We start from the raw sequence: 3,094 nt of genomic DNA on the forward strand, positions 1-3,094 counted from the left end.
ATCGGCAGGAACCAACTGATCCAGCGTCACCATCTCGAGCGCGGTCTGTTCAGGGGCGGGTCGCTTCAACATGACCCAGTGAATCAAAAACCCCCAGCAAATGCCAGGGGTTTGTCAGCAGTCTGAAAGCCCCGTTTCCGGGGCTTTTCGACTTTCCTCAAGGTCAGTTCTTTCTGGGCAGTTGCGGGACGAGACTGCGCTTGCCGCCGTCCTTGCCCTTGGCTTCGGGCTTCTGCGCCACCAGCTTCTTGGCCGCCGGCTTCTTCGCCACGGCCTTTCTGGGCTTCGGCGTTTCTTCCGGCTCTTCCTTCTTCGGCTTCACCGGCGCCTCGTCGGCGAGCGATTCGAGCTTCAGGCCGGTCTCGCCGGTTTCCTTCTTCTCGACGGTGACGCGCACCGTGCCGCCCTTCTTGAGCTTGCCGAACAGCACCTCGTCGGCCAACGGCTTCTTGATGTGCTCCTGGATCACACGGCCGAGCGGCCGCGCTCCCATGCGCTCATCATAGCCCTTGTCGGCGAGCCAGGCGATCGCATCCGCCGACAGGTCGAAGGTGACGCCACGCTCGGAAAGCTGGGCCTCGAGCTGCATGACGAACTTCTGCACCACCTGATGGATGACCGGCACCGGCAGCGAGCCGAACGGGATGATCGCATCGAGCCGGTTGCGGAACTCCGGCGTGAACAACCGGTTGATCGCCTCGACATCGTCGCCTTCGCGCTTGGTCGAGCCGAAGCCGATCGCCGCGCGCTGCGCATCCGACGCGCCCGCATTGGTGGTCATGATCAGGATCACATTGCGGAAGTCGATCTGCTTGCCGTTATGGTCGGTCAGCTTGCCGTGGTCCATCACCTGCAACAGGATGTTGAACAGGTCCGGATGCGCCTTCTCGACCTCGTCGAGCAACAGCACGCAATGCGGATGCTGGTCGACGCCGTCCGTCAGAAGACCGCCCTGGTCGAAGCCGACATAGCCCGGAGGCGCGCCGATCAGCCGCGAGACGGTGTGGCGTTCCATATATTCCGACATGTCGAAGCGGATCAGCTCGACGCCGAGCGACGCGGCCAACTGCTTGGCAACTTCGGTCTTGCCGACGCCGGTCGGACCCGAGAACAGGTAGGAGCCGATCGGCTTCTCCGGTTCGCGCAGGCCGGCACGCGCCAGCTTGATCGCCGAGGTCAGCGCGGTGATCGCGGTGTCCTGGCCATAGACGACGCGCTTCAGCTCGATATCGAGGCCCTGAAGCACCTTCTCGTCGTCGGCCGAAACCGTCTTCGGCGGGATGCGGGCCATGGTGGCGATCGTCGCCTCGATCTCCTTGATGCCGATGGTCTTCTTGCGCTTGGCTTCCGGCACCAGCATCTGCGAGGCGCCGGTCTCGTCGATCACGTCGATCGCCTTGTCCGGCAGCTTGCGGTCGTTGATGTAACGTGCCGACAGTTCCACCGAGGCCTTGATCGCCTCGTTGGTGAACTTCACCTTGTGGAACTCCTCATAATAGGGCTTGAGGCCCTTCATGATCTCGATGGCGTCCTCGATGGTCGGCTCGTTGACGTCGATCTTCTGGAAGCGCCGCACCAAGGCACGGTCCTTCTCGAAGAACTGCCGGAACTCCTTGTAGGTGGTCGAGCCGATGCAGCGGATCGCACCCGATGACAGCGCCGGCTTCAACAGGTTGGACGCATCCATGGCGCCGCCTGATGTCGCCCCTGCCCCGATGACCGTGTGGATCTCATCGATGAACAGCACGGCACCGGGATAATCCTCGAGCTCCTTGACGACCTGCTTCAGCCGTTCCTCGAAATCACCGCGATAGCGCGTGCCGGCGAGCAGCGTGCCCATGTCGAGCGCGAAGATGGTGGCGTTGTGCAGCACTTCGGGAACGTCGCCCTCGACGATGCGCTTGGCCAGGCCCTCGGCGATCGCAGTCTTGCCGACGCCGGGGTCGCCGACATAGAGCGGGTTGTTCTTGGAGCGGCGGCACAGCACCTGGATGGTGCGGTTGATCTCGGATTCGCGGCCGATCAGCGGGTCGATCTTGCCGGCCTTGGCCTTGTTGTTGAGATTGACGCAATAAGCCGTCAGCGCATCCTGCTGCTGCTTCTTCTTGCCGCCTTCCTCTTGCGGCTCGGCGCCGTTCTGGCCGCCCTGCTCGTCGTCCGCACCGCGCGGCGAGCGTGTCTCTGACGCGCCCGGACGCTTGGCAATGCCGTGCGAGATGTAGTTGACCGCGTCGTAGCGGGTCATCTGCTGTTCCTGCAGGAAATAGGCGGCATGGCTCTCGCGCTCGGCGAAAATGGCGACGAGCACGTTGGCGCCCGATACTTCCTCGCGGCCGGACGACTGCACATGGATCACCGCGCGCTGGATGACGCGCTGGAAACCGGCCGTCGGCTTGGAGTCCTCGTCGTAACCGGTGACGAGGTTGTCGAGCTCGGTGTCGATATAGGTGAGAACCGTATGCTTGAGCTCATCGAGATCGACATTGCAGGCTCGCATGACGGCGGCCGCCTCGGTGTCGTCGATGAGCGCGAGCAGCAGATGTTCTAGGGTTGCATATTCATGGTGCCGCTCATTGGCGAGCGTCAGCGCCTGGTGAAGCGCCTTTTCCAGGCCTTGGGAGAAAGCCGGCATGTTACCTCACTTCTTCTCCATCACGCATTGCAGCGGATGCTGATTCTGTCGGGCGAAATCCATGACCTGGGACACTTTGGTCTCGGCCACCTCGAATGTATAGACCCCGCACTCGCCCACTCCATGATTGTGAACATGAAGCATGATGCGTGTGGCGGCTTCGCGATCCTTCTGGAAAAAACGCTCCAGCACGTGAACCACGAACTCCATCGGAGTGTAGTCGTCGTTGAGGATGAGGACCCGATAAAGGCTGGGCTTCTTGGTCTTGGTTTTGGTGCGCGTGATGACGGCCGTCCCACGGCCGGCCCCATTGCCGTTACCGTCGCCGTCTTGCATTCGCACCACGCGTCTCGTGGCAGTCAAACCTGAAGTCACGTATTCCTGCCTCTTTCGATTCCCCATGCGAGTTCGACATGTAGGTGTTCGATGTACGATTTTAAGCCCTTCTGGTTAGCTGACAAT

Annotated in this window: 2 protein-coding genes; both read right to left on the bottom strand. The window is 61.7% G+C overall.

Going from position 1 to position 3,094, the window contains the following annotated elements; translation table 11 throughout:
• Window positions 1-163: 163 nt before the first annotated feature.
• Window positions 164-2,632: an ATP-dependent Clp protease ATP-binding subunit ClpA gene (gene clpA / locus EN984_RS28295; protein ID WP_127258970.1), complete on the bottom strand. Its 2,469-nt coding sequence runs from the start codon at window positions 2,630-2,632 to the stop codon at window positions 164-166.
• A 6-nt stretch (window positions 2,633-2,638) separates the two neighbouring features.
• Window positions 2,639-2,968 (bottom strand): ATP-dependent Clp protease adapter ClpS, encoded by a 330-nt coding sequence (gene clpS, locus EN984_RS28300; RefSeq protein ID WP_023812950.1) that lies wholly within the window; start codon window positions 2,966-2,968, stop codon window positions 2,639-2,641.
• Window positions 2,969-3,094 lie beyond the last annotated feature (126 nt).

The sequence above is a fragment of the Mesorhizobium sp. M7A.F.Ca.CA.004.12.1.1 genome (genome assembly GCF_003997835.1).
In the GTDB taxonomy this organism is placed as follows: domain Bacteria; phylum Pseudomonadota; class Alphaproteobacteria; order Rhizobiales; family Rhizobiaceae; genus Mesorhizobium.

Bases quoted from the DNA above. Each gene is read 5' to 3' on its own strand.
- clpA (WP_127258970.1), bottom strand. From the start codon at position 2,632: ATGCCGGCTTTCTCCCAAGGCCTGGAAAAGGCGCTTCACCAGGCGCTG.
- clpS (WP_023812950.1), bottom strand. From the start codon at position 2,968: ATGCAAGACGGCGACGGTAACGGCAATGGGGCCGGCCGTGGGACGGCC.